The organism is Blastococcus atacamensis, assembly GCF_002938425.1.
In the GTDB taxonomy this organism is placed as follows: Bacteria; Actinomycetota; Actinomycetes; order Mycobacteriales; family Geodermatophilaceae; genus Blastococcus; species Blastococcus atacamensis.
On sequence record NZ_POQU01000026.1, the window covers coordinates 11,872 to 32,420 of the forward strand.

Here is a 20,549-nt window from a genome sequence, read left to right on the forward strand (position 1 = left end):
CCAACGAAGGGGACTCGGTGACAACGGGTACGACGGAAGAAGTCGATCAGCTTTACAAGGTCTTCCAACAGTTCACACAGTCGATGACGCCGCACGACGCCGTGAAGAACCTCCAGCTGTTCGGCGCCGACGAGTCGATCATCCGCGCCGTCCGGGAGCGTCACGATGCGGAGAGCCTGCGCATCCGGAATCTCGACGAGCCCTCCTCGGTGTATCTCGACGGCAGACAGACCTGGTACACGGGCCCCGACATGGACAACGACCGGAACTGGCCCGCGCTCATCGCGTCGTTGCGTCACAAGGGATTCGGCGACGAGAACATCGAGGCAATCGACAAGTCCTCGACGAAGGTCGTCGCGCTGCTCGACCATCCGAAGCAGGCTGCCTTCCGGACGCGTGGGCTCGTCGTCGGCTTTGTCCAGTCGGGCAAGACCACGAACTTCACCGCCGTCATGGCCAAGGCGGCCGACCGCGGCTACAAGCTCTTCATCGTCCTGTCCGGCATCCACAACACTCTTCGCCGCCAGACACAGATCCGACTTGTCAAGGATCTTGTCGAGTCGAACCCCGGGCAGTGGCACCAGGTCACCAGCGAGACCCATGACTTCCGGCCACCGCCCAACCCGAAAGCGTTCTTCGCCTCGACGGACCAGTGCCTGCTCCTGGTCGTCAAGAAGAACGCCGCCGTGCTGCGAAAGCTCCGGACGTGGCTTGCCAAGGCCGGCGAGTACCTCGAGAACTGCCCCACACTGATCATCGACGATGAGGCCGATCAGTCGACGGTTGCCACCGCCAAGATCAACCCGTTGCTCTTCGACGTCCTGAGCAAGTTCCCCAGAGTCGGTTACGTCGGGTACACGGCGACGCCCTTCGCCAACCTCTTGATCGACCCATCGGTGGACGAGGATTTCTATCCCCGGGACTTCATCGTCAACCTCCCTCAGCCGGTCGGCTACCACGGTACCGAGGTGCTGTTCGGGCGAGAGCTGCTCGACGGAGAGGATCCTGCCGACCTTCCGGGCGGCTACGACATGGTCCGGGTCGTCCACGACGACGAGGTGGATGACCTGAAGCCTCGCAGCAAGAAGGAAGCCGCAACCTTCCAGCCGGCCGTCACGCGCTCGCTGCAAGCAGCGGTTGAATGGTTCTGGCTGGCGACTGCCGCTCGACGTGCGCGGGGCGGAGGCAACCCGCACTCGACGATGCTGGTCCACACGACCACCGAGACCGTGGTGCACGAGGCCTTCAAGGAGCCCTTGCTACACCTGCGCTCATCGATCGCGGACCGACTGGACAACGACGACGCGCGCACCCTCAACCGTCTGCGGGCGACGTGGGAGCGCGAGACCCGCCTTGTCCCAGCCGAGGATTTCGCCGAGGACAAGGTCCCATTCGACGTTCTGCTACAGCACCTACCGAAGGTCGTCCGCGAGACGAAGATCATCGTCGACAACTACCGAAGCACCGACCGGCTCAACTACGAAGCCGGGCCGGTCACCGCGATCACGATCGGCGGCAACACCTTGTCGCGAGGCCTGACCCTGGAAGGCCTCGTGTCCAGCCTCTTCGTCCGGGCCGTGTCCGCCTACGACACGCTGCTCCAGATGGGGCGGTGGTTCGGCTACCGGGACGGGTACGGCGATCTGCCGCGCATCTGGATGACCGAGGAGCTGGCCGAGTGGTTCAGCCATCTCGCGACTGTCGAGGCCGACATGCGCCGCGACATCGACCGCTACATGCACAACCCGGCGGAGACCCCGATGACGTTCGCGGTCCGCATCCGATCACACCCGAAGATGGCCATCACCAACAAGGCCAAAATGAAGTCCGCCATCCTCTCGCATGCCGCCTACGGGGGGACGCTCGTCGAGTCACGCTTCTTCGACGTCACGCCCGAAGGGAAAGCACGGCTGGCCGGAAACGTCGCTGCCGCCCGCTCGCTGCTCCACGACGCCCATCGGCACGGAGTCCGGGCTGAGCCACCGCGCCCAGAGACCGCTCTCTTCACCCAGGTGCCCCACGACGACATCGCCGCCTTCCTGCGCAGCTACGAGTTCCACGAGCGTTCGTCTGACGCTCACCGCGGGCGGCTCTTGGACTACATCAGCAAGCGCGCGCGTAAGGGCGCGCTCAAGCAATGGAGTGTTGCCGTGGTCGGCAACTCCCTACCCGGCGCCACGACCGGTCGATGCAGCCTCGGCGCCGACATCGAAGTGCGGATGGTCAAGCGTGCCCGGCTCGGTCATGAGTCAGAGCTGGACCCGGAGTCGGAATCGGCCTTCGACGGCGTCGCGGACATCAAGACCCTCAGCAGCCGGCGGGACGAAACCATCGATCTCGACATCAGCGGCAAGGACATCGGCGGTCGGAGTCAGATACTCAACCTGCGCACCAAGCAGCGACCGGATCAGGGCTTGCTTCTTATCTATCCGATTGAGCCCGAGTCAAAGTCCGAGAAGATCGGCCGCCGGCCACTAGACGCTCCGACGGACGACGTCGTGATTGGCGTAGCCCTGGTGTTCCCGAAGCCGCGGCCGGGTACGTCGGACACGGACGTCGAGTACTGGAGCGCCGACCTGTCCGGGGTCGCGGTCGAGGAGGAGGACCTGTCGGTCCTGGACCAGGACGACGAGGCCGCGTGACGCTCGACGGCGCACAACTCGACCTGATCTGGGCCACTGCGGCCGGTCGTCCAGTCGTCTCCGCCTTCCGCACGGCTCCTATCGGGGTCAACACACCCCAGGGAGCCGTGCAGGCGGGAGTCGACGCGGAGGGACACCGTCACCTACTGGTGCCCTTGGCATCCAGGCACAGCCTCCAGGAGATCCTCGACGGCGACGCCGTCATCCTCCGCCAGCGGGCCCTCGAGGACGAGCACCGTTATCAGCAATACGCCTCGCTCGAACTCGTCGACGAACGTCACGCCGATCTGTTCACCGCACTGTGCGTCGAGGTGGCGGAGCGGGTCGCTGCGACACCAGAGCGGGCCGTCGCCGCACTGCGCGATGCGCTCAAGGACTGGCGCGCGCTCCTGGCGGGCAATCGTCAGGTCCTCCCCTCTTCGGCTCTGGCCGGCCTCTTCGGAGAGCTGCACCTTCTCCGGTCGATGCTCCTCCAGGACACCGGCGCCGCCGCGTTCTGGACGGGGCCGACCGGGTCCGCACAGGACTTCCACCGCGGCGGCCGCGCTGTCGAAGTGAAGACGACGACGGCGCCGGAGGGTCGGTCCATCCGTATCCACGGCACCGACCAGCTCGACGTCGAGGCGCCTGGGCAGCTGCTCCTGCACTGGCTGCGGGTCCAGTGCGACCAGGGGACGTCGGTGCCTGAGCTCGTCGACGACATCATGCAGAGAACGGATGACACCGCCGGCTTTCGCAAACGGCTGCAAAAGGTCGGCTACTACGAATCGGACCGTGACGTCTACGCGCGGAAGAGCTTCGACGTCATCGAGGTACGTACGTACGAGATCGGCCCGGGGTTTCCTCGGATCACACCGTCGGGACTAATCGGCGACGCCGCGCTCGGCGGGGTCGGGCCGGTCGAGTACAGCGTCGATCTGGACGCCCCGCCGGCCGACGCTCGTCGCATCCATATCGATCCGTCCGAGTTCCTGCTGGAGCGCATGTGATCACGCCACGCTGGTGGTCGCAGCCCTTTCCTCCGACGGGTGCAATCGCCTCGGAGGGGATCCGCAACCAGCTCGGGCGGCCACCGGTCGACCCGCTGACGGTGTTCGTCCGGGAAACCGCACAGAACTCCTGGGACGCTCGACTGCCCGGCGTCGAGACGGTCTACCGTCTCGAGCTGACCACGGTGGCTCCCAGCTACCGGCCCACCTGGGAGCGGCTGCTCACTCCGCCGGCGGCCGTGCAGGAGCACCTGGGTGTCGGCCGGGCCGTGAGCACTCCCAATCTCCGCCTCCTGTCGGTCGTCGATCGAGGCACGAAGGGCTTGGGCGGTCCCACGCGAGCGGATGAGCTTACCGACGGCCGCCGCGACTGGATCTCGTTCGTGCTCAACGTCGGCGAGAAGCGCGACACCTCGCTGGGGGGCGGCACCTACGGCTATGGAAAGGCCGTTCTCTACCGCCTGTCCCGCGTCGGCACCATTCTGGTGTACACGCGAACGGCCGACGAGACGGGTATCCTCGTCTCCCGCCTGATCGGCATAGCCCTGGGGCGGTCGTTCGACAACCGCGGACGGGTGGATACGGAGAGCAGGCCGTTCACCGGTCGTCACTGGTGGGGTGACGTGCGCGACGATCACGTGGAGCCCCTCGTAGGCGATGGGGCCGACGAGGTCGCGCGCTCGCTCGGACTGACCCCGTTCGAGTACGGCGAGTCGGGTACCACACTCGTCGTCATCGACCCCGATCTCGACGACTTCGAGGACATGGAACAGGCCGCGCAGCACCTGGCCGAGACGATCGCGTGGCAGCTGTGGCCGATCATGCTGCCCGAGCGCGGTACCGATCGCCTCGCGCCGGTCGTGGTGGCGGCAGGCCGTGCGTTCCCCGTACCGGACCCTTCCCGTGTCTACCCACTGCGGATGTTCGTCGCCGCTCATCGCCGTCTCCCCACCGACAGCGCGACGACGCTCGACTGCGGCAATCCGCGAAAGCGGCTGGGGCGCTTTGCCCTGGAACGCTCGGTCGTCGTTCCGATGTCCCCGAGCGCGGTCTCTCTTGCCGCCAGCTTCGCGGGCGTCGACGGCGACCCGCACCACGTGTGCTTGATGCGGTCACCGGAGCTGGTGGTCCGCTACCACGAGGGGCCCAGCACCAGTTCCGTGCACAGCGTCTACGCGGGCGTGTTCCGTGCCGACGACCAGCTCGACGACGTCTATGCCGCCTCCGAGCCGCCCACGCACGACAACTGGGTGTCCGAGCAGTTGACGGGGCACGAGCGCACCTTCGTCAGAGCCACCTTCATGCGGCTGCGCGAGCAGCTGGCCGTCTTCCGCGCCCCGGCACAGAACGCGCCCTCGACCACGTCGCGGACGGCCCTCGGCGCCGTCAGCAACTACCTCGGCGGACTCGTCGCCGCTGCATTCGCAAGCACTGATGAGCAGCCGGGTCGACGGGAATCAGGTAGGCCCGGCGTCCCGAGAACACCCACGAGTGGCAGCGGTCAGGATTCGCCCAGCAGCCTCAACGGAAGCGGCGGCGCCGGCTCATCGCCCGCGACCCGGGCGCGGGTCACGACCTTGATGGAGCCGCACATCGAGGCAGCGAACGGGTCGGTCGTCCTCGTCGCGCGCTACGCCGTGACGACCCCTGGCCCCGTCCGGCTCGACGCCCGCCTGTCCGTCGCGACCTGGGAGGGGCGCGAGGACGAGCCACCGGCCGGCGCGGCCCGACCAATGGTGCGTGAGTGGCGCACCGCCCACGGCACGGTCACCGACGAGTTCTGCGTCGTGAACGGGCCGGCCGAGGTCGAGCTCGTCGTGGTCCCCGTGCCGGACACCGCTACGGACATGAGCGTCGTCGCCACGCCGCTCACGGAGCTCACCGAGGGCGCGGCATGACCCGGGTCTTCCCCTTCCTCCGTCCGCCGTCCGACGTCGTCTCCGTAGGTCCTTGGTCCCGCCTCTCCCCCGACGGGACCGAGCCGCTCCCTGACACCCTCGTCGACTGGGACTACAGCACGACGCTGTCCCTGCACCGGCCGGTGTCCGTCGACGGCCTCCGGCTCCGCGAGCTGGCCGGCCTCACCGAGGATGCTGCGGTCGATCTGACCGTGCAGTGGTTCGCGACGAACTCGCTGCTGCGTGGGCGGGCGTGGCGATCCGCACTTCCGGTGGAGAATGCGTTCGACGTGACGATCGAGTGCGCCCTCCCCGGCGACGATCTCGGCGGCGCACTGGAACTCATCACGAGCGTCACGCTTCGTTCATCCTCACCGGGGGCCTCACCGGCGGCTCCGGCCCGGCCCGGCAGCGTCCTGTGGTCGGATCGCCAGCGGGTCGTCCTCGAGGGCGAGAACACGCTCTTCCCCATCGCGACCGCGGACTTCCACGACCTGCCCTACCCCACCGGCGCCGGCTGGTACCTGCACATCGACGAGGACCTGGACGGCGCAGCCCTCGGGTCGATCCTGCTGCTGGTCAATGAACGCCACGAAGTCGTGATGCGTGCTGTCCGGGCGGCCTCCGCTCCCACGGAGGCGGACCAGCGGGTCCTCTCGACCTTGCGGGCAGACGTTCTCCGAGTGCTGGTGGAACGGGCTCTGACCGACGAGGGCCTGCAGGAGGACGTCGATCACCCCGTCGGCTCACTGGGAGCGCTCCTGGTCAGCGTCGTCCGTAACGCCTTCCCGGCCTTCTCGATGGAGGCTCTGCGCCGGGAGCGTCAGAACGCCCCAGCACTGTTCAGCAGTCGCCTCCAGGAGACGTCTCAATTGCTGGTGGCATCGTGAGCGTCCTCTACCCGCGACTGCTCGGGGACGCCGCGCGGGAGCTGCACAGTCAGTACCAGCACGCTCCGATCGCCAAGCTCCAGGAAGGGCACGCTCTGCGCCACCCGTCAGCGGTGTTCGCCGCCACCGGTGGGCGGCGTGTCACTGCGGAGGAACTCCAGCGCCTGCGGGAGGACATCCTGACCGTCGCTGCGCGAGCCGGCTTCCCGAACGAGGGCCGACGCCAGGACCGGATGGACTTCGACGTCGAGGTGGCGCAGCTGTTGCACCGGCGGTGCGGGTTGGTCGCTGCGGAGGCATCCGTCAGGCCGATGTGGGCGTTCCTCGCGCTCGTGCTGCTGCCCGATGTCTCGTACTGGCGCTTCCCCCGCCCCCCCGGGGACCGGGTCCTGGGCACGGACATCACTCGGCACGTCTGGGGCAGGCTCTGGTGGCGAGCACACCTGCTAGCCCTGCCGCAGGAACACGAGCGGTACCGCCTTCTGGAGACCTTCGGCGAGGCGGCCTTCGACCAGATGTACGCCCGCAGGAGGTCGATTGGTGGTAGCCGCATCCTCGTCCGGGCCGTTGCAGACGCCTGGCCGACGGTGGACCGGGGGCGGGTCCCTGAGCGGACGCTGCTGATCGACGTGCTGAAGCGCTTGTCCCGGTGGGGGGCGGTGGTCGACTTCGAGTCCCTGGACGACGATGAGTTGCGGCGCCAGGTCCAGGAAGCGGTGACCGAGTCCGCCGCAGTACTGCGCGCCGTCTACGTGCAGGACGTCGGGCCACGCCACGCGAGCGACCGGACGCTGGGCTAAGCCTGGCGGACCATCCGCTCGATCACGTCGACCGCTGCGACTGGATCCTCGTGTTCCCAAAACCGGAGAACCGTCCATCCGAGTTCGTGCAGGCGTTCATCAGTCTGACGGTCACGCTGCTGGTTGCGTTGGAGCTTCTCCACCCACCAGTCACGGTTGGCCGTGGGCGTCGTCGCGTGGGTCGGGCAGGAGTGCCAGAAGCACCCATCCACGAACACCGCCACGCGGCGTCGAGTGAACACCATGTCCGCCCTCCTACGGGGCAGCCCGGTGATCGCAGCATCGACCCGATACCGCAGACCTCGACGGTGCGCCTCGCGCCGGATCGCGACTTCCGGTGCGGTGTCCCGCCGACGGGCACGGCTCATCCGAGCCGCCACCTCGGGAGAAGAGGCAGGAGGGCGGGCCGACACCCAGTCAGCCTCCCTCACAGCTCCGATGTGGTGGGCGGTCGCCGCGGGCGCCTCGTTCTTCTCAGACTCACCAGCAGTCCACTGAAGGGACGAAACTGTCGGCAGGCGCGCTTAACGTCGGGGCCAGACCGCGCTCGATAGTGTCGTGGGGAAGGATGCGCATGCCGCCTCGGGCATGCGCCGGCACGAACGGTGGGTGCTCGCTCGATGGGTGAAGTGGACCTGGACCCTCATCTCGTCGCTCCCGCGGCAGCGCCCTTGCGAGTGATCGACCTGTTCGCCGGCTGCGGTGGCCTCACCCAAGGCTTTACGGAGACCGGGCACTACAGGTCCGTTGCTGCGGTCGAGCACGACCTAGCTGCTGCTGCCACGTACGCCGCCAACTTCGGCGAAGACCACGTCCATTGGGGCAAGATCGAGGACTGGGTCACCGGAGACCTCCCTGATGCTGACGTCGTCGTTGGCGGGCCTCCCTGCCAGGGCTTCTCCACCCTGGGCAAGCGCAGTCCAGATGACCCTCGCAATGAGTTGTGGCGTCACTACATGGAGACGTTGGTCAAGGTCCGCCCCCGGGCATTTCTGATCGAGAACGTCGACCGTTTCGGTGCCAGCGACCAGTTCCAGATGCTCCGCCAGGAGACCGAGCCCGGTGGATGGCTCAAGGACTATCGGATTGACGCGCGCATCGTGCGGGCCACGGAGTTCGGTGCGGCGCAGCTCCGCCGACGCTTCATCGTCGTCGGCACCCGCCGGGACCTGCCTACGATCGCCGTACCTACTGGCTCAGTTCCCAAAGAGGAGTGGAGGACGGTGCGCCAGGCCCTCGAAGGTCTGGCTGAGGTCGTCGACCCAGAAGATCAGCGGCTTCCGTTCATGACGACCGAGGCGTTCGGACGTCTACTGCCTGGCGTCTTCAAGTCCCCCGACCTGCATCTGACCCGGAACTACCAGAAGTTGTCCCTGGACCGGTTCGAGCACATCCCGGAGGGGGGCGACCGCCGCGACCTGCCCGACGACCTGAAGGCCAAGTGCTGGCTTCGTCACAACTCCGGGTCGTTCGACGTGATGGGGCGCATGCACTGGGACCGCCCCTCAGTGACTATTCGGACCGAGTTCTTCAAGCCTGAAAAGGGCCGTTATCTTCATCCCGAGCAACCTCGCGCGATTACGCACCATGAAGCCGCCCGGCTCCAGGGGTTCCCCGACGAGTTCCAGTGGTGTGGCAACAAGCAGGACATCGCCCGCCAGATCGGCAACGCCGTGCCGGTCGAGCTGGCGCGTGGCCTGGCCGAGCACATCGCAACTGCACTGGGGCGCTGATCTTCCTTCCGCGCGGGGCACAATTGCTCGGTGACACTCGCAGAGGCGTTCCAACGGGCATGTGAAGATGCCGTCGTCGAAAGCCAGCGGCTCGGCTACACCCCGACGGCCTGGATGAGCATGATGCATGGCCCAGGCGGTGCAGTCGCTGCCGCCCGTCGTCTGCTGACCAGCGGCGATGTACAGACAGGTTTCGAGCGCCTTGTTCGGATTGGCAGGCGAGACCTCACGGTTGAGGCTGCCGTGCTCGACGAGCGCTGGGCCGACCTCTTCGACGAACCTCACCGCGCAGCGGCTCGTTGGCGGCTGTCGCAGGTAGACGGCACTGGGCAACCCTGAGCTGACGACGACGCGCAGTCGCCCGAGCCACCGCCGGGCTACCCGCTCGCGAGTGCACAGGCCGGGGCTTAAGTCGTAGTCTGCGGAACGCCCTCGGATCAGGGGAGCCCGCCTAACACGGATTGAGGTGCCGCTCCGCGCGTCGCCCACTCCGACGTCACTGCCAACTCCGGGATTGGTGCCGCCGCCCCTGTCCGCCGTCGCCACATCAATGCAGTCACGGATCAAGGACATGGAGCAGGGTCGCTCGGCCGGGGCGGTAAGGGCTCAGGGCTGCGGGTCGCTCGGATCCCCAAAATCTGGCCGGCCTCGGCCTCGGGTTGAAGCCGCTCGATCCGCTCGCGCTCCTCGGCGGCGACGACTGCTCGCTCGCCCTCGGTCGTGCAAGCCAAGAGCACCTCGTCGTGCCGGTCGCGTTCGTCGAGGTGCGGCCGCGATTCGTGGCCGCATGCCGCGATAATCCCCGATGAGCGCCCCGAGGCTGAACTGTTCGGCACCGGGCTCCCACGGACAGAGCCCGGTGAGCGGCAGGCCCGCGTGGGCGGCGATCCCCTCGGTCGTGAGCCCCGACCTCGACTCAACCTTCTATCGGGACGCCAAGAAGACGGTCGAGACGTCTGGTGCTCGTATGCTCACGCACGCGCGCGGCGGGCTAATGCTTCATCGCCAGCTCACCCCGCCGAGCGGCGCATCGACCACATCTGGGCTGGGCGCTCAGACTGCATGGCGACGTCCCACGGGATTGCGCCGTTGACGACTTCCTTGCGGAAGTTGCCGATGGTGACGCGTGCCAGCTCGGGATCCGCCGCCACCCGCGTCGCCAGCTCGATCGCCCGGTCCTCGACCGCCGCCTCGTCCAGCGCTTCCCACGCCAGGCCGAGCTCGACGGCCTTGTCGCCGTTGATCTCCTCGCCGAACAGCGCCATCGCCGCCGCCGCCTCCCGGCCGATCAGCCGCGACAGGATGACGAAGTGGCCGCCGCCGGGGTGCATCCCGCGCTTGAGAAAGCCGGCCAGCAGCCGGACGTCCTTCGCCACGATCCGCAGGTCGGCCGCCAGCAGCATGTTCATGCCAGCGCCCACGGCCGAGCCGCGCACCGCGGCCACCGTCGGCACCTTCACCTGGCCCAGCCGGTAGAAGGAGTCGTAAATCTTACCCATGCCCTCGTAGGCGTCCGGGGCCGCCGGATCCTTGCCGGCCGAGGTCAGCGTCGCGACGTCCCCCCCGGCGCAGAACGACTTGCCGACGCCACGGATCACGAGCGCGCCGACCTCCGGCTTGGCGTCCACCTCGTCGAAGGTGGCGATCAGCTCGTCGGCCATCCCCGGAGTCAGCGCGTTGCGCCGGTCCGGCGCGTTGAGCGTCACGATCGCGACGCCGCCGTCCACCTCGAGCAGAACCTCACCAGTTCCGGTCACGAGCCCACCTTCCTGCCGAGCGGACCGACCCTGCCGCCGATCACGAGCACCTGACAGGCATCAGACCACGCGACGCTGACTGCCACACCGGCACCCTGACGGAGCGAACGCTCAGTCCAGCCACCCGCAGAGCGAGTTGTGCTCTACCAGGGCCTCGCGGCGCGGCACATGCCCCGCGTCCACAGGCTGTCGGATGTGCCTCTCGTCGAACTCCTCGTACTCACTACCTTGGAGATCCGGCGCCACGCGCACCGTCCCGTACGGCAGCACAGTGACCAGCCGGAGGTCGAACAGAGTGTGCAGGTCCGCCCGCAGCAGCAGCCCGTTCCCCGCCGCATGCGACCCGGTCCCCCGGTACGGGCGGATGTGCGCCGCCTCCAGGGTCGCCTCCACCCGGGAGCCGGAGATGCAGCACGTCCGGTCGAACGCTCGCAGCAGACCCTGGCGGAACGCCTGCTGGCCGCGTCGCACGGCGATCAGCCGCTGGGCGTAGTCACGCTCGTCGACCGTCGGCGGTACGTCGATGCCCGCGGCGCGGAGCAGGTCGGCGAGCGCTTGCTCCACCGTGCTGGCCGGTGGACCGAACACGGCAGCGACGGCCGCCGTCGATGCCTCGTCCAGAGCTGGGAACTGGCCGAGCCGAATGGTCGCCTGCAGCCCCGCCAGAGCCGTGGCTTCCGCGCCGGCCATGGCGATCGGCACCGCCGGCTCGGTCAGTACGTCGATGCCGAACAGGTAGCGGTACCGCTGCGGCTCCGGCCACGGGACCTCATTGACACCGCGCGGCGCCCACGCATCGGTCGTCGCCCGGCAGTGCGCCAGCCAACCTTCGCCGCTCTTCCAGAGGAAGAGGTCATCGCCGCGCCGCACTCGGGCGCCACTACCGGACGGCGTGCCCCACAGCGAGTTCGCCTTGGCGATGTCCCAGTTCGAGTCCGTACCCACGGCGATAGCGCCGATCCAGCCCGTCAACAGTCATGACCTCACCCGTGATCACCGGGGTGAAGGCATGTCCTGGCCGGAAGCCTGTTGGGCCGCGGTTCGCTACCGCCGAACGGCGGCCCAGCCATACTGCGGAACGGTCAGCGCCGATCAGGTGCGACACCCCGATGGCCAGCGACGGGAAAGCGCGACTCGTTCGTCGTGAGCTTCTTCGTCGCCTCGGCACCGAGGTCGACCCCGGCGACGTCCGCCAGCCGCACGAGGTACAGCAGGACGTCGGCCAACTCGTCCCCCAGCCGCTCGCGCAGCCGGGCATCCACGTCGCCTTCAGTGGCCGAAGCCGGCAGCCACTGCACGAGTTCGGCCACCTCGCCCACTTCGCCGGTCAGTGCCAAGGTGAGCGACTTCAGGTCGTGGAAACGTCCCCAGTCCCGCTCCTCGGTGAAGGTCCGCATGCGCGCCGTCAGGTCGGCCAGGTCGGTCACCGGCTGAGTATCGGTGCCGGGGAAACAAGGCCGCCCCGGCTAGGGTGACCGGAAAGCGGAACGACTGGCTTCCGAACCTTGGACATGCCCCTCCCGCACGTTGATTCGTGCTGCCCGGGGACAGGTTCGTGCCACTGCTTCGCACCTCTGCCAGAGGTCTCGCCGATTTCGCGCGAGCCGGCCGCCTCGGTTCCACACTGGCGAACCAGATGTCGCACCGCCTGAGCCGCTCGGCCGGCGCAGCCGAGGTGCGCTCCTGGGACGCGAGCCTCGCTGCCCTCGCGGCCGACCTCGAGCAGGCGGGTCTGGACGACGTCGAAGTGCTCGTCGAGTACCAGCTGCCGCTGTCCAGCAAGCGGGTCGACGTCGTGCTTGCGGGCGAGCACCCTTCCCGCGGCGGTCCGTCGTACATCGTCGTCGAGCTGAAGCAGTGGACCAAGGCCTCGCTCTTCGAGGGCGACCCCGAGCTCGTGCTCCAGCCGAGCTACGGAAGCCGTCCGGTGCTCCACCCGGTCGCGCAGGTCCGCGGCTATGGCGAGTACCTGCTCGACTTCCTCGGCGTGCTGGAAGGAACGCGGGATGTTCTCGCCGGCGCCGCCTACCTGCACAACGCAACGGACGACGGCGTCGCCGCCTTGCGCAACTACCCGCAGGACGAGCTGGGCCGCTTCTTCACCGGTCAGGACCGCGGCGACTTCCACGCCTTCCTGCGCAGCCGCCTGTCCCCCGCCAACGCCTCCATCCACGCCGACCGTCTGCTCCGTTCGTCCGTCGCCCCGAGCAAGCAGCTGCTCGCGGTCGCCGCGGAGGAGCTGCGCACCCGGGAGCAGTTCGTGCTCCTCGACGAGCAGCGGGTCGCCTTCGACCTGGTCCTCCACGAGGTGGAGAAGGCCCGGCACGGTGACCACAAGAGCGTCGTCATCGTCTCCGGCGGCCCCGGGAGCGGGAAGAGCGTCATCGCGCTGTCGCTGCTCGGCGAGCTCGGACGCCGCGGCATCCGCGTCGCCCACGCCACCGGCTCGCGCTCCTTCACCCAGACGCTGCGCCGGGTGGCCGGCCACCGGGCGCCCCGGACGGCCGCCCTGTTCCGGTACTTCAACCAGTTCATGGACGCCGACCGCAACGGCCTCGACGTGCTCATCGCCGACGAAGCGCACCGACTGCGCGAGACCTCGGCCAACCGGTGGACAAAGGCCGAGCAACGCACCGACAAGCGGCAGATCGACGAGCTGATCGACGCCGCGCGGGTGCCGGTCTTCCTGCTCGACCAGAACCAGGTCGTACGCCCGGGCGAGATGGGGACCGTCGAGGACATCGAGAAGCACGCCCGCGAGCGCGGCCTCGACGTCCACCAGATCGACCTGTCGACCCAGTACCGCAGCGGTGGCAGCGGCGAGTACATCGAGTGGGTGGAACGGCTGCTGGGTCTGGCTCCGGGTGGTCCGGTTCCGTGGGCCGGCGACGAACGCTTCGAGGTGCGCACGGCGCCGTCGCCCTCGGCGATGGAGACGCTGCTGGCCGAGAAGCTGGCTGCTCATCAGAACGCGCGCATGGCCGCCGGCTACTGCTGGACGTGGAGCGACCCGCGCGCCGACGGGTCGCTGGTGCCGGACGTGCAGATCGGCGACTGGTCGCGGCCGTGGAACCTCAAGGGCGACCGTTCCGTCGGCGGAGCGCCGCCCGCCGCCCTGTGGGCCAGTGACGACCGCGGGTTCGGCCAGGTCGGCTGCGTCTACACCGCTCAGGGGTTCGAGTACGAGTGGAACGGTGTCCTGCTCGGGCCGGACCTGGTCTGGCGCGGCGACCGGTGGGTCGCCGTTCGCAGCGCCAATCGTGACCCCGACTTCCGCAACACGAAGAAGGTCGGCGACGCCGACTTTGATCTGCTCGTGCGCAACGTCTACAAGGTGCTGCTCACCCGCGGGCTGCGCGGCGTGTACCTGCACTCGACGGACGCAGAGACACAACACTTCCTGGAGCGCCTCGTCGGCTGAGGGGGGTCAGGTCTCCTGACGGACGACGACGTCGCTGACCCGCTGCGCCAGCTGGACGTACGTCACCGGCCCGCTCTCCGCCAGCTTCTCGACGCGCGAGAGCCGGATGCTGCGCTGCCCCGTCTTCGCCAGTACGTCTCGAGGCAGCACCCAGAACGACCACTGGTCGACATCGAGCGCGTCGTAGGAGGCGTGGTCTTTCGCCGTCAGGACGGCGAAGACGTAACCGTCCGCGTTGTACGACTCCGCCTCGCTGTAACCCTCGGCTGACGACCACGTCCGGGCGCGGAGCCCGCTGAAGGTGACCATGGAGAGCCGGGACTGCTCCCACGCCTGCAGGTAGGCGCCGGACTTCACCTCCAGCTTGAGGCCTTCGGGGGTCACTATGTCGTAGGCGTCCCACTCGATCCGGGGCCGGTGCGCGGCGCCGAGTGCCCGGGCCACCAGGTACTCGGCGAGCATCGAGCGCACGGTGTTGGCGCGAAGGTCGGACATGCTCCATGCCCAGAAGTCCCGAACGGTCCCTGCGCCGTCGATGCTCTCGTCGCCCGTCAACAGCCGGGTCTCCGGCGGCCTGCCCCAGGTTCCAACGTCCTCAGGACGCGACGCGTCCACCGGATCGAGGTCGTCCACTGCCATCAGTTCTCCTCCTGCAACGTTGCGGCGCGCCGTTCCCTGACCGCTCGCGCGAAGCGGCTGGCCAGCTTGAGGTGCTCCGGCTGCGACACCGGCGGGAACACCGCGTCCGGATGCGCCACGACGATCGCCATCAGCCGGGCCCGCGAGAGCGCCACGTTGATCCGGTTGATCTCGTAGAGGAACGGCACGTCGCCCGGCTTCTCCGCCGGCCTTCCCTGCGCGAACACCACCACGTGGCCCTCGCGCCCCTGGAACTTGTCCACCGTCCCCACCCGGTCACTACCGCCCAGCGCCGCCCGGATCCGATTCACGTGCGCGTTGTGCGGCGCCACCACCAGCACGTCATCGGCCTTCAGACGCTCCGCCAGCCCGTCCACGGTCACCGACGCCCGCCGCACCAGCTCCCCCACGAGCTCGGTCACCAGTGCCGCCTGCTGCTCCTCCGTCGCCTGGGTGGGCAGCCACACCACCCCGGGCGTCAGCGGGATCCGGTGGCCACCGACCACGACGTCCGGCCCCGAGATCGACCGCGCCGACGCAGTCTCGTGCGCCTGCAGCGCCCCGTCGTACGCCAGCGCCCCCACCACCTCGCACACCGCCGGGTGCATCCGCCGCGAGACGTCGAGGAACACCCCCGCCTCCGCCGGCAGCACCGCACTCCCCCGCGCCAGGTGCTCCAGCAGCGACACCCGCACGGCCTCGCTGTGACTCGCCTGGATCGGCGACGCCAGCTGCTGCGGATCCCCCAACGCCACCACCCGCTGCGACGCCTGCGCCACCGCAACCGCGTCGGCCAGCGACAGCTGCCCGGCCTCGTCCACCACCAGCAGATGCAGCGCGCCGGCCGTATCCGGTCGCGCCCAGCCGAACTTGGTCGCGCCCACGACCGCCGGCCGACCGGCCGCGCGGTGGTCGTCCAGCCACGGCCGCAACTTCCCACCGCCACCGGAGACGACTGCGACTCCCGCGCCGGTGACCTCGTCCGGCTTTCCGACGTGCCCGACCGCCACATCCAGACCCTGCGAAGCAGCGAGGGACGCCACGCCCTCCAGCAGGTGGTCGATCACCTTGTGCGAGTTGGCCACCACCCCGATCGAGGCGGACGACCCGTCAGCCCCCACCCGAGCCACCTCGTCGAGCACCAGCCGCGCCGCCAGCCACGTCTTCCCGGTGCCGGGCGGGCCCTGCACCGGGAGCACCCCGGCCGTCAGATCCTCCAGCAGCCGGCGCGCCCGGTCGGCCGCCTCCTCGCCCGCCCGCACGGCCATGGCCGGGGCCGGCAGCGGAGCGGCACGGTCGAGCAACCGCAGCCCGGTCGACGCCGGAAGCGGCGGCTCGGCCACCAGCGCTGCCTCGCCCAGCCGCATCAGCGACTCCCAGACCGTCTCCGGCCCGTTGAACGGCGTCGCGACCAGCGGCCCCAGCTCGGCCGGCACCTGCTGCTTCTTGAAGGAGAACCAGCCCGTCGTCGGGTCGTGGTCGATCAGCGTCGCCTTCAGCGGCGGACGGTCCTGCCCAGCCGGCACGACCTCGACGACGTCCGCACCGGCGCGCAGCTTCCAGGCGCCCGGTGCGGCGCGGTACTCGCGCACCAGCGCCTCGTTCTTCCGCTGTGTCTTCGGCGGGTGCACCAACTCCAGCGCCACGTCGAGTAGGCACGATTCGTGCTCGGTGCCGCGCCGGATCCGCGTCTCCTCGACCGGCGCACCGTTGAGCTCCACCCACTCACGAGCGATCTCCGGCTCCCCGGCTGCGCCGTCGTGCTCCGCCGCCCACGCCTGCAGCCGCAGGTGGTCCTGGTAGGCGACGACGAACTCGCGCCGGTGCCACTCGAGCATCTCGGAAAGCATCTCCGCCCCCGGAGCCGAGAGCCCCGACGCCAACGGACCCGCACCAGCGGCCACCAGCAGTCGCGACTGCAGCTCCTCGGTGCGGGCAGCGCGCAGCAGGACGGCGTCCGGCGGCGTGTAGTCGTCGCCCGGCTCGTCCAGCAGGTCGGCGTCGTCCAGTTCGTCGGTCAGCGAGCGCAGCCACAGGTGCACCGCGCGCGTCGCCTTCACGTCGTGCTGGTTGTAGGCCCGGATGCCCTCCAGCAGCGCCGCCCGGGCGTCGTCGTCCGACGACGTCAGGTACGCCTCGTAGGCCTTGATGCTGTCGTCGGCCTTGCCGACGGCGGCCGCCTCGGCCGTGCGGTCGTACCCGGCGAGCTTCTCGACGATCTTCAGCGACGTGCTGCCGTCCTGGGTGCGCAGCCCCGCCTCGACCCGGCGGTAGAGGTCGTCGAACCGGGTGGTGACGAAGTGCTCCACCTCGGCGACCAGCCGGTCACGCTCGTCCGGAAAAGGCCAGGCGGCGGCGATCCGCTCCATCGAGGTGACCTCGTAGGAGTTGTAGTGGTAGACCCGCCAGTTGCCGCCGAGCTCCTCGCGGCGACGCAGCTCGCTCAGGAACCAGAGGAACGCCGCCCGCTCGCCCTCGGCGTCGTGCGCCCACTGGGAGAAGTACGCGCCGTCGACGTCGCAGTACGCCCAGAGGTAGTCCAGCGTCGGGATCGCGGCGTACGGGTCGCCCTCGAGGTCGAAGTAGATATCGAGCGGGTCCGGCGCCGGCGTCCCGGCGATGCCGGTCCGTCGAGGCTGGGGTCGCACCAGCGCGAACGCCTCCCATCCCGCCTGCGCCGCCGCCTGGGCGCGCAGCCGCTCGAAGGTGACCGGGCCGATGTCGGCCGGCCGGTCGTCGTCGGACGCCGAAGCCAGCGCCTGCACTGTCGCGATCCCCTGCTCCATCAGCAGCGTCCGCTGCCAGCGGGACAGCCGGTGCACGTGCCGCAGGTCGTCCGGGCCCCACTCCTCCTCGCAGCGCTCCGCCCACCGGCAGAGGCCGCACGCGTCGACCGGGCCGGCCACCGTCTCGACCGGGTTCCGGTGGAAGGCGAGGAACCGCTCGCGCAGCTCCGCCAGGTACGGAACGGCGTCCTCGTAGGCCCAGGTGAACTCCTCGCCGGTGCCCAGCCACACGACCAGCCGCGGCGGCGGGCAGCCCTGCAGCTGCTCGAGCATCGACCCGTAGTGCGCCATCTGCACCAGCGCGTTCGCCGAGGGCTTGCGGGCGAGCTTCGTGTCGCGCACCTCGTAGGCCCAGTCGCCGAAGCGGCTCGGCACGCCGTCCACCCGCACCAGGAAGTCGGCGTAGCCGAACCACGGCTCGTCGAACAGCGCCGCTTGGTAGACGACGTCGGCACCGTCGTGAAGCGCCTGCTCCGTGGCGCGGGCAGCCTCCACCAGACCGTTCGGACCAGACGGCCGCGGGATCTCCACGACGTCGAGACCCTCGGCGACGAGCTTGTCGCGCATGGCCCGCTCGTGCTCGTCCCCGCGGTCGTTCGCCGGCTCCGGGAAGTCCGCGCCCGACGCGATCGCCTCGTCGCGTGCCCGCTTCCGCGCCGCCAGCCACTCGGCCAGCGAGGCGTCGCTCAGCGCCAGCGCGTCCAGCCGGGAGGCGTGTGCACAGCCGTGCCAGGTGAGCAGGTCCGTCGCCGAGTAGCGCATCCCGCCATCGGCCTGGTTCATGCCGGCTGCCTCCGTCGTCGTTGGTTCCGGAGGCCCGCGTGCTGCCTCGACGGGGATGAGAGCGGACGGTACTGACAGGTTCCGCGGTTCGTCACCAGAAAGGGGGAACGAGCGGCTACCGCACCTCGGTGGAGACCGGCTCGAGGAAGAAGAGCTCCTGGGTGCTGTTGTAGTCGCCGACCCGAGCGACGACGCGCAGGTTGTCGCCGATGCCGATGGTGTCCGGGACCGTTCCGGTCAGGTGCAGGTCGCTGGTGATGTTGACGTCGCGGAACTGGAAGTTCGGTCCGGCCGAGGAGGCCTCGGAGTAGTCGCCAGCGCCGATCAGGATGTCGTACCGCGTCGCGTAGGTGCCGTGGTTGTTCATCGTGGCGATGTTTCCGTCGAACTCGATGGTCCGGCCTCGATACTCGGCGGCGAATTGCCCCACCGCGGGCAGGCTCGGGTCGGTGATCGCCAGCAGAGCGGCCAGGTCCTCGTTGTTCTCCACGGTCAGGACCTCGTCGGCGACCGGCGCCTTGGGGGCTGCCGAGCTGGTCGCTGCCGGCTCCTGCGTCGCGGGAGACGCCGCACTCGGCTCGGCGCTGGTCTCGGTGGAGGAGGCGGCCGGCTCAGCGTCGCCACCGCCACCGCGTGTCCCATCGATGACCCCGCCGGCGACCGCGAGCACGACCAGCACGCCGGCGACCGCGAGCAGACTCCGCTGCGCCGTCGGCGAGAGCCGACGGAGGGCCGCCAGGACGGAGGCGCCGAACGTCGCGGGCTTGACGCGGCGGAAGACCAGCTCCGTCCGCAGCAGTCCCTGGTCCCGGCGGTCGAGCTCCCAGCCGTCCTTCTCCCACTTCGCGACGGTCCTCGCCTCGGTGCCGCGTACTGCCTGCACGGACGTGAACTCGTACTGCGCGTCGTCGACCACGGCGGGGACCGTAAGCACGTCGAACCATCCACCGGCGGTGCCGCTCGGCCGACGTAGTGCCACATCCTCCCCGGAGGCAACGGCAGGAGCAGCAACCGCTGCGCTCCCCACGGGTGTCACGGCCCGCCCGACGCCGCCTACGCTCTGCCGGTCATGGCGAAGAGTAGGAAGAAGCGCCCCCCGCGACGGCGCACGAGTGGGCCTGCCAGGTCCCCAGAGCAGGAGCTCCTGGACGCGCTGCGCGCGGCGCTCGACAGCCCGACGCCCGGTCCGCTGCTCGCCACCGCGGCGCTGCTGCTCAGCACCACCATCGGCGAGGAGGCACCACCCGTCGCCGTGCTGGTCCAGAGCCTGTCCGAGTTCGACCTGCCCGAGACGTCGGCCGCCCTGCTCGCGATCGCCACCCTCGCCGGCGACGCCGACCTCCGCCGGCGGGTGCTCCGTGAGATCGCCGACCGCGGTCAGGTGCTCCCCCGCTGGCTCGCCGAGCTGCACCGCACCGAGCCGGTCGGCCGCGCCGTCGAGATCACCACCGTGTACCGGGACGCCGACCAACTGGTGGTGGGCGCCACCACCCCGGGCGGCTTCCCGCTCACCGCCGTCGTCCTCGTCGACAACGAGCTGGGCGCCTTCGCCGCGGAGGGGTACGTCGTGGAGTCCCCGCTGGAGGAGGTCGTCCCCCTGCTGCTCGAGGACGCCGGCCCGGACACCCGGGTGCGCGATCTCCCGCCCGCCGACGCCCGTGCCCGGATCGAGGACGCCCTCCGCGAGCTGGATCTGGGGCCTGGCACCGGCGGCTACGAGGACTGGACCGAACGACGTCCGCTGGTCGAGTGGCTCGTGTCCCTGCTGCCACCCGGCGGAGAGGCGTCCGGGCTCGGAGAGCTGTCCGACGACGAGCTCGAGGAGATCACCGAGCGCTTCCTCGCCAGCCCCTTCGGGCCGGCCTGGTCGGACGCCCGGCTCCGGGCGCTCGTCGACGACGTCCTGACGTCGGCCAGCGGCAACGGCGCGGGCGATCCGCTGGTGTGGAGCCCGCACAACGTCCACCGGCTGCTGAACCCCGAGCTCTGGTTCCTGGACCGCACGACGCCGCACCTCGAGCGGGCACCGGAGCTGCTCCGCGACCTGGTCCGCTTCGGGCACGCCGAACGCGGCCTCCGCCCGGAGCTCACAGCGACGGCACTGGCCGCGATCGATGCCGCCACGGACGCATTTCTCGCCGCGCTTCGGGAATCGGACGGAAATGACCCGGATGTTCCGGACGCGGCACCCCGCATCTCCCCCTGAGGGGG

Annotated in this window: 16 protein-coding genes; 9 read left to right on the forward strand and 7 right to left on the reverse strand. The window is 69.5% G+C overall.

Annotation, left to right across the window (positions count from 1 at the left end):
- Window positions 1-17 precede the first annotated feature (17 nt).
- Genes C5508_RS08555 through C5508_RS08575 form a run of 5 tightly spaced genes read left to right on the forward strand, consistent with a single transcriptional unit; the run spans window position 18 to window position 7,219 of the window.
- Window positions 18-2,642: a Z1 domain-containing protein gene (locus tag C5508_RS08555; RefSeq protein WP_198597970.1), complete on the forward strand. Its 2,625-nt coding sequence runs from the start codon at window positions 18-20 to the stop codon at window positions 2,640-2,642.
- Window positions 2,639-3,631: a PD-(D/E)XK motif protein gene (locus C5508_RS08560; RefSeq protein WP_157944035.1), complete on the forward strand. Its 993-nt coding sequence runs from the start codon at window positions 2,639-2,641 to the stop codon at window positions 3,629-3,631. Before C5508_RS08555 ends, C5508_RS08560 begins: the two co-directional genes overlap by 4 nt.
- On the forward strand, window positions 3,628-5,529 hold the full coding sequence (locus C5508_RS08565) for a hypothetical protein (protein WP_104524526.1): 1,902 nt from the start codon (window positions 3,628-3,630) through the stop codon (window positions 5,527-5,529). Before C5508_RS08560 ends, C5508_RS08565 begins: the two co-directional genes overlap by 4 nt.
- Window positions 5,526-6,419, forward strand: a complete 894-nt coding sequence (locus C5508_RS08570) for a hypothetical protein (RefSeq protein WP_104524527.1) — start codon at window positions 5,526-5,528, stop codon at window positions 6,417-6,419. The genes C5508_RS08565 and C5508_RS08570 overlap by 4 nt, the downstream gene beginning before the upstream one ends.
- Window positions 6,416-7,219: a DUF6339 family protein gene (locus tag C5508_RS08575; RefSeq protein ID WP_104524528.1), complete on the forward strand. Its 804-nt coding sequence runs from the start codon at window positions 6,416-6,418 to the stop codon at window positions 7,217-7,219. Before C5508_RS08570 ends, C5508_RS08575 begins: the two co-directional genes overlap by 4 nt.
- Here C5508_RS08575 and C5508_RS08580 read toward each other — a convergent pair.
- Window positions 7,216-7,587 carry a very short patch repair endonuclease gene (locus C5508_RS08580; protein WP_104524529.1) on the reverse strand — a complete coding sequence of 124 codons (372 nt, stop codon included), beginning with the start codon at window positions 7,585-7,587 and terminating at the stop codon, window positions 7,216-7,218. The genes C5508_RS08575 and C5508_RS08580 overlap by 4 nt on opposite strands.
- 252 nt (window positions 7,588-7,839) lie before the next feature.
- Between C5508_RS08580 and C5508_RS08585 the strand changes: the two genes are divergently transcribed.
- Window positions 7,840-8,952, forward strand: coding sequence for a DNA cytosine methyltransferase (locus C5508_RS08585; RefSeq protein WP_104524530.1), 1,113 nt, complete (start codon window positions 7,840-7,842; stop codon window positions 8,950-8,952).
- Between the two features lie 30 nt (window positions 8,953-8,982).
- On the forward strand, window positions 8,983-9,291 hold the full coding sequence (locus tag C5508_RS19510; protein ID WP_157944036.1) for a hypothetical protein: 309 nt from the start codon (window positions 8,983-8,985) through the stop codon (window positions 9,289-9,291).
- A gap of 671 nt (window positions 9,292-9,962) precedes the next feature.
- Here the strand turns inward: C5508_RS19510 and C5508_RS08590 are convergent.
- The 3 genes from C5508_RS08590 to C5508_RS08600 all read right to left on the reverse strand — a co-directional run bounded on the left by C5508_RS08590 (window position 9,963) and on the right by C5508_RS08600 (window position 12,136).
- The gene (locus C5508_RS08590) at window positions 9,963-10,679 is read right to left on the reverse strand and encodes an enoyl-CoA hydratase/isomerase family protein (RefSeq protein WP_232797009.1); all 717 of its coding nucleotides are present in this window, start codon (window positions 10,677-10,679) and stop codon (window positions 9,963-9,965) included.
- A 141-nt stretch (window positions 10,680-10,820) separates the two neighbouring features.
- Window positions 10,821-11,654, reverse strand: coding sequence for an HNH endonuclease (locus C5508_RS08595; protein WP_157944037.1), 834 nt, complete (start codon window positions 11,652-11,654; stop codon window positions 10,821-10,823).
- 137 nt (window positions 11,655-11,791) lie between these two features.
- Window positions 11,792-12,136: a nucleotide pyrophosphohydrolase gene (locus C5508_RS08600; RefSeq protein WP_232797010.1), complete on the reverse strand. Its 345-nt coding sequence runs from the start codon at window positions 12,134-12,136 to the stop codon at window positions 11,792-11,794.
- 209 nt (window positions 12,137-12,345) lie between these two features.
- Between C5508_RS08600 and C5508_RS08605 the strand changes: the two genes are divergently transcribed.
- Window positions 12,346-14,130: a DUF2075 domain-containing protein gene (locus tag C5508_RS08605; protein WP_104524533.1), complete on the forward strand. Its 1,785-nt coding sequence runs from the start codon at window positions 12,346-12,348 to the stop codon at window positions 14,128-14,130.
- 6 nt (window positions 14,131-14,136) lie between these two features.
- Here C5508_RS08605 and C5508_RS08610 read toward each other — a convergent pair whose 3' ends face one another.
- The 3 genes from C5508_RS08610 to C5508_RS19285 form a co-directional block, all read right to left on the reverse strand.
- Window positions 14,137-14,625, reverse strand: a complete 489-nt coding sequence (locus C5508_RS08610) for a hypothetical protein (protein ID WP_157944038.1) — start codon at window positions 14,623-14,625, stop codon at window positions 14,137-14,139.
- A 143-nt stretch (window positions 14,626-14,768) separates the two neighbouring features.
- Complete coding sequence (locus C5508_RS08615; RefSeq protein WP_104524535.1) at window positions 14,769-18,338, reverse strand: TM0106 family RecB-like putative nuclease; 3,570 nt, start codon at window positions 18,336-18,338, stop codon at window positions 14,769-14,771.
- Window positions 18,339-18,453: 115 nt separating this feature from the next.
- Complete coding sequence (locus tag C5508_RS19285) at window positions 18,454-19,254, reverse strand: DUF4839 domain-containing protein (RefSeq protein ID WP_113684648.1); 801 nt, start codon at window positions 19,252-19,254, stop codon at window positions 18,454-18,456.
- A gap of 153 nt (window positions 19,255-19,407) precedes the next feature.
- Between C5508_RS19285 and C5508_RS19515 the strand changes: the two genes are divergently transcribed.
- Window positions 19,408-20,544, forward strand: coding sequence for a hypothetical protein (locus tag C5508_RS19515; RefSeq protein ID WP_157944039.1), 1,137 nt, complete (start codon window positions 19,408-19,410; stop codon window positions 20,542-20,544).
- Window positions 20,545-20,549 lie beyond the last annotated feature (5 nt).

Excerpts from the sequence above, each read along its gene's own strand:
- C5508_RS08580 (WP_104524529.1), bottom strand. The coding sequence starts at position 7,587 with ATGAGCCGTGCCCGTCGGCGGGACACCGCACCGGAAGTCGCGATCCGG.
- C5508_RS08570 (WP_104524527.1), top strand. The coding sequence starts at position 5,526 with ATGACCCGGGTCTTCCCCTTCCTCCGTCCGCCGTCCGACGTCGTCTCC.
- C5508_RS08605 (WP_104524533.1), top strand. The coding sequence starts at position 12,346 with ATGTCGCACCGCCTGAGCCGCTCGGCCGGCGCAGCCGAGGTGCGCTCC.
- C5508_RS08610 (WP_157944038.1), bottom strand. The coding sequence starts at position 14,625 with ATGTCCGACCTTCGCGCCAACACCGTGCGCTCGATGCTCGCCGAGTAC.
- C5508_RS19515 (WP_157944039.1), top strand. The coding sequence starts at position 19,408 with ATGGCGAAGAGTAGGAAGAAGCGCCCCCCGCGACGGCGCACGAGTGGG.
- C5508_RS08585 (WP_104524530.1), top strand. The coding sequence starts at position 7,840 with ATGGGTGAAGTGGACCTGGACCCTCATCTCGTCGCTCCCGCGGCAGCG.
- C5508_RS08615 (WP_104524535.1), bottom strand. The coding sequence starts at position 18,338 with ATGAACCAGGCCGATGGCGGGATGCGCTACTCGGCGACGGACCTGCTC.